We start from the raw sequence: 5,817 nt of genomic DNA on the forward strand, positions 1-5,817 counted from the left end.
AACAAGGCTGGCAACTATGGCCTATCAGACATAGGTACGTTGCAACAAATGTAGGAGCGGATTCATCCGCGATGCGCCGCGCGGGCGGCGCTCGATTTCTGCACCATCCCAACTCCCCAAGCCAGGCCCCCAAAAATCCCACCCAGCCCTTACTGAAAAAAAGGGATCGACCCATGCCTTTGCGACAACTTTCCATTCAATGGAAGATCACCCTGCTCGCCGGACTCTGCCTGGCCGGCATCGTCACCTTGCTCGTCGGCCTTTCCCTCTACCGCATGGACCACAGCTCGGACCTGGTCAAAGCCAGCAGCATGCAGATGCTTGGCGAAGCGGCGCAGGCGCGCATCGAGTCGCAAGGTGAAGTCCAGGCCCTGAACATCCGTCGCCAGTTCATGGACGCCTACCAGTACGGCGCCGGCTTCGCCCGCCAGGTGCTGTTCCTGCGCGAACAGGCGGACAAACGCTTCCTCGACGCCTTCGACCTGCGCGAGGACATGACCCGCCAGGTCCGCGCCGCCCTGCAGGCCAACCCCGACCTGCTCGGCCTGTCACTGGTATTCGAGCCCAACGCCCTGGACAACAAGGACAGCCTGTTCGCTGGCAAGCCAGAACTTGGCAGCAACGAAACAGGGCGCTTCGCCCTGTACTGGTCGCAACCGCGCGCCGGCCAGCTGACCGCCATGGCCCTGCCCGAACACGACATGGCCAACACCGAAATCGGCCCCAGCGGCCAGCCGGCCAACACCTGGTGGGTCTGCCCGCGCAGCAGCGGCAAGGTCTGCGTGGTGGAGCCCTACTTCTACGACATCGACGGCCAGCGCGTGCTGATGACCAGCATCGTCTTCCCGCTGAGCGTCGACGGCAAGGTGGTCGCCACCCTGTCCATCGACATCAACCTCAACAGCCTGCAGGCCCTGAGCCAGGAGGCCAGCCGCAGCTTGTACCAAGGCCAGACCACGGTCGGCATCCTCAGCCCCGTCGGCCTGCTGGCCGGCTACAGCGCCGACGCCAGCAAGCTGGCCCAGCGCTTCGACCAGGTCGACCCGGGTCAAGGCGCCGCGTTGGTGCGCGACCTGGCTGAAGGCAAACTGACGGTTCACCATGACCAGCAACGCCTGAAAGTGCTCGCCGCCTTCCAGCCGATTCCCGGCGGCAAGCCCTGGGGCGTGCTGCTGGATGTACCGGAAAGCGCCCTGACCGGCCCCGCCGAGGCACTGAAGCAGGAACTGGACGCGCTGAACACCAGCGGCACCCTGCTGGAACTGGGCTTGAGTCTGGTCGCCGCCATCGCCGGCCTGCTGCTGGTGTGGCTGATGGCCCGCGGCGTGACCCGGCCGATCCTGGGCGTTGCCGCCATGCTCAAGGACATCGCCAGCGGCGAAGGCGACCTGACCCGGCGCCTGACCTACGACAAGCGCGACGAACTGGGCGAACTGGCCGGCTGGTTCAACCGCTTCCTGGACAAGCTGCAACCGACCATCGCCGAGGTCAAACGCTCGGTGCAGGCTGCCCGCGGCACCGCCGACCAGAGCTCGGCGATTGCCAGCGAAACCAGCGCCGGCATGGAGCAGCAGTACCGCCAGGTCGACCAGGTGGCCACCGCCTCGCACGAAATGAGCGCCACCGCCCAGGACGTCGCCCGCAGCGCCGCCCAGGCCGCACAGGCGGCGCGCGAGGCCGACCAGGCCACCCGCGAAGGGTTGACGGTCATCGACCACACCACCCAGCGCATCGACGCCCTGGCCGCCAACATGAGCCAGGCCATGGCCGAGGTCGAGGGCCTGGCGCAGAACAGCGAGAAGATCGGTTCGGTGCTGGAAGTGATCCGCTCGATCGCCGAGCAGACCAACCTGCTGGCGCTCAACGCCGCCATCGAAGCGGCGCGCGCCGGTGAAGCGGGCCGAGGGTTTGCCGTGGTGGCCGACGAAGTGCGCAACCTCGCGCAACGGACCCAGGAATCGGTGGAAGAAACCCGCCAGGTGATCGAAGCCTTGCAGGCCGGCACCCGTGAAGTGGTCGGGGCCATGGACAACAGTCACCGCCAGGCCCAGGGCGGTGTGCAACAGGTGGGTCAGGCGGTCACCGCGCTGCAGCGCATCGGCCAGGCCGTCAGCGTGATCACCGACATGAACCTGCAGATCGCCTCGGCCGCCGAGGAGCAGAGCGCGGTAGCCGAGGAAATCAACAGCAACGTCGCCACCATCCGCGATGTCACCGAGTCGCTGTCAGGCCAGGCCAACGAGTCGGCGCGGGTCAGTCAGTCGCTGAACAGCCTGGCCAACCAGCAACAGGCGTTGATGGACCAGTTCCGGGTCTAGCCCTGGGACGCGCATTCGTCGCCACAGAAGCCGTCATCCGGCAAGTGGAAGCGCCCGGCCTGGAGGATGCGATCGAGCAGCACAAGGGCGCCCAGCACATTGGGCCGGGCGCCCATGGGCAAGCGGTCGGCATGGGGCAGCGTGGCATCCTTGTAGCCCGACTGCATGACCAGCAGGTGCATCTGGTCAGCGTTCAGGTACAGGTAGTGCTGCTCCATGGCATACGACTGGATCAAGGCCAAGGCTCCCGTCACCATCGGCGTGGCGCTGGACGTGCCGCCATAGTTGTCGGTGTAGTCTCGGTCGTGGCCGTCCTTGTCCTGCAGCGCCCCATAGCTCAGGGTCGCGACGCTGTCACCCCAGGCATTGAGCATGCGGTAGCGGTAGTTGTAGTTGGAGTACTGGTGCGGCTTGCCGTCCCAGGAATGGCAGGCGCCTACCAGGATTGCGTCGGCGTCGCCGTGATCGTCGAAGTAGCGCCAGTTTGCAAGGTCGATCCCGTAGTGGGCACTGGTTCCGGCGCTGTGGTCGCTCTTGTAGGCGCCGTTGCAGGCCGCGTTCAGCACCACGGCGCCACGCTCGGTCAGCCTGCGGGAGACCGCCCACCAGGTCTTGTCATGCAAGGACGGCAGGAAAGCCACCATGGCGTCGATATTGGCCGTCTGACGATTGACCGCGACGATGTCGCCGGGCCGCGTGTAGGCGAGCAGTTTTTTCAGGGTCTGCGAGTAGCCACGGGCATCGGTTGCACGGTTGTCATAGAGAAACAGTTCGGCAGCGTGGCAGATCCCGGTCATGCCAAAGCCATTGTCACGCGCCAGCAGGATACCCGCCGAAGCAGTGCCGTGCTCGGGGTCGGAGTTTACCGTGGGTGGAATGACCTTCAGCCGGGCATTGCCTTGCAGGTCTTCGTGGTTGGGGTACAGCCCCGCATCAGAGAAGTGCACACGGGCGCCCTTGCCATTCACCCCGTCCTCCCACGCCTTGCGAATGTTCAAACCCTTGTCCCTGGTACCCGGTTCGTTCAGGTAGCGTTGCAGCGCCTGAAAGTCGGGTGTTGGCTGCGCTTCTTCATGAGCATGGTTGCCCGCCACGACTGCAGCGCCGGTGATCAAGGTGGCGATGGCAGCGGCTGCGGCGAACAGAAAGCCCTGTTCGAGCTGCGGTGGCAGCAAAGCCACCCGTTCCATGCAGTCGAGCGCTGCCAGGCGCCGGGCCAGCGCAGCGAATGCCGCGTTGGACATGGTCGCCGGCTGCTCGATCCAGTAATGATTGGCGAGTACCTGCAAGTACTCCTCGTCGCGCTCTTGCGCCTCCAGGAACGGCTGAGGATCGATGGCGGCATCGAAGTCCTGCCGATCGGCCATGAACCGCGCATGGCCACCCGCCTTGAAAACCAGAATCAGCGCGGGGTAACGCTGAGCCTCTGGCAACAGCGGAACCTCCACTGAATTGTCCACGGTGCGCCTGTCGCGGCGGGTGTCCGATGACAGGGGGACGCTGTCGAGGATACGCCGGGTCAGTTCAGCCTCACTCACCTCGATCACCAGTGGGCCCTCGGGCAGCACCGCATCGGCGCCGTGCTCCAGGTCCAGGCTCATGATGTGGCTGTCGAGCAAGCTGACCTGGGGTGTGATCACATACGTGCCCGCCTCTACCTCGCTGCTCAATGTGGCCGGACAACCATGGTCGGACACCTTGCCGCTATGGGCCTGCGAAAGCGCGGTGGCGCCATCGAGGTGAGTCACGCCGTCGGCTGTTCGGCGCTCCAGCAGGTAATGGATCGACTTGACCTTGTGCAGATCGTCACCGATGCAGCGAATGTGGAACTTCCCGTCGAAGGTGAAGTTGCGGTAATACACGAATTGCAGATTCAAGCTCATCTCGTACTCCTGCCATCTCGGCTTGCGGGGGGCTGAGCCTTGCAGCCCGCCTCCAGCACAACCAGACAGAAGCCGTTCCTGCCCGCCCAGGCGGGCGCCCGAAGCCGTCGTCTACACTTGCCCGACACTTGCAATGACATCCCGTGAGGTGCAGATGAAGAAAATTCCAACGCTGCTGGCCAGCCTGCTGCTCGCCGTGGGCCTGGCCAGCACCGACAGCGCCGCCTCCGCCGAGCAGCGGGCGCCTATCCACTTCGGCGCCATCAGTTGGGAAAGCGGCGCCCTGACCACTGAAATCCTGCGCCTGATCGTCGAGCGCGGTTACGGCTACCCCACCGACACCCTGCCCGGCAGCACCGTCAGCATGGAAGTGGCGTTGGCCAAAAATGATCTGCAAGTGATCGCCGAGGAATGGGCCGGGCGCAGCCCCGCCTGGGTCAAGGCCGAAGCGGCCGGCCAGGTGTTCGCCCTGGGCGACACGGTCAAGCATGCCGAAGAAGGCTGGTGGGTACCGGCCTACGTGATCAAGGGTGATGCGGCGCGCGGCATCCCGCCCTTGGCCCCCGAGCTGCGCAGTGTCGACGACCTCAAACGCTACCCCGAAGTGTTCAAGGACCCTGAAGCCCCCGGTAAGGGCCGCTTCCTCAACAGCCCCAGTGGCTGGACGTCGGAAATCGTCAACACCCAGAAGCTCAAGGCCTACGGGCTCGATGGCCTGTACAACAACTTCCGCAGTGGCACGGGTGCGGCGCTGGACGCCGAAATCGACTCATCGGTCCGTCGTGGCAAACCGGTGCTGTTCTATTACTGGAGCCCGACCCCGCTGATCGGCCGCCACGACCTGGTGCGGCTGCAGGAGCCGCCGTTCAATGCCGAGCACTGGGCCACCCTGCTCGATCCGAAAAACCCCAACCCCCAGGGGAGTGAGTCATTGCCAGCGAAGCTGTCGATCGGGGTGTCCAAGGCGTTTCGCGATGGCTACCCGGACCTGGTGGCAGTGTTCGAGAAAGTCGACTTGCCCATTGGCCTGCTCAACAAGACCCTGGCACAGATGAGCGAAAAACGCCTGGCGCCCGACAAGGCCGCGCAAGCGTTTATGCGCGATCATCCTGAGGTCTGGAAGGCCTGGTTGCCGGCTGATGTGGCTAGCAAAGTCGAGGCTAGCCTGTGACTGAGTCTTTTCAGTCAATGCGCCAGGTGCATTAACTAAGTACTCAGTCGCCTTTTCCTACAACCCTTTAGGAAATTTAGAACTGCTTCGGGAACCGCGTCCTCGCTAGTGTTCAGGCTTTCCCCATGCCTGATCACAGGCTACCCGCTGGCCAGTCGCCACGCGCCAAAAGCCGGTAGACGAGGACTTCCCATGCCAACCCAATCTGAACCGATTTTCAGCTCCAAACCGTATGCGGGTTTCGATGAACCCGAAGCCGTGTCAATCACGCACGGAGGACATCGCGAGGCTGGCAATCAGCGCTCATACTCGAACGCCCCCCATAGGCTTAACGCGCTGCTGCTACCGGTCATTCTTATCCACGCCACCGGCCACTGGCTCTCGCTGCTGCTCTGCTACGAGCCCCGCTTCCCCCGCGAGATCGAAGAGGCGGGACGCTGATGTA

The 5,817-nt window shown here is 64.2% G+C and carries 4 protein-coding genes and 1 pseudogene; 4 read left to right on the forward strand and 1 reads right to left on the reverse strand.

Annotated features, from left to right (window positions below; translation table 11 throughout):
• Nucleotides 1-494: 494 nt before the first annotated feature.
• Together PMI38_RS27970 and PMI38_RS27975 are read left to right on the forward strand one after the other, a co-directional pair.
• Nucleotides 495-1,460: pseudogene (locus tag PMI38_RS27970) on the forward strand (HAMP domain-containing protein); the annotation flags it as partial.
• A 102-nt stretch (nt 1,461-1,562) separates the two neighbouring features.
• Complete coding sequence (locus PMI38_RS27975; protein ID WP_400641532.1) at nt 1,563-2,318, forward strand: methyl-accepting chemotaxis protein; 756 nt, start codon at nt 1,563-1,565, stop codon at nt 2,316-2,318.
• Here the strand turns inward: PMI38_RS27975 and PMI38_RS20795 are convergent.
• On the reverse strand, nt 2,315-4,201 hold the full coding sequence (locus PMI38_RS20795) for a S8 family serine peptidase (RefSeq protein WP_008098275.1): 1,887 nt from the start codon (nt 4,199-4,201) through the stop codon (nt 2,315-2,317). The genes PMI38_RS27975 and PMI38_RS20795 overlap by 4 nt on opposite strands.
• A 154-nt stretch (nt 4,202-4,355) precedes the next feature.
• On the opposite strand from PMI38_RS20795, the gene PMI38_RS20800 reads away from it, so the two are divergent.
• The gene (locus PMI38_RS20800; protein WP_008098277.1) at nt 4,356-5,372 is read left to right on the forward strand and encodes an ABC transporter substrate-binding protein; all 1,017 of its coding nucleotides are present in this window, start codon (nt 4,356-4,358) and stop codon (nt 5,370-5,372) included.
• A 192-nt stretch (nt 5,373-5,564) separates the two neighbouring features.
• Entirely contained in the window at nt 5,565-5,813 is a 249-nt protein-coding gene (locus tag PMI38_RS20805; protein WP_008098279.1) for a hypothetical protein, read from the forward strand.
• Nucleotides 5,814-5,817 lie beyond the last annotated feature (4 nt).

The organism is Pseudomonas sp. GM84 (assembly GCF_000282535.1).
In the GTDB taxonomy this organism is placed as follows: domain Bacteria; phylum Pseudomonadota; class Gammaproteobacteria; order Pseudomonadales; family Pseudomonadaceae; genus Aquipseudomonas.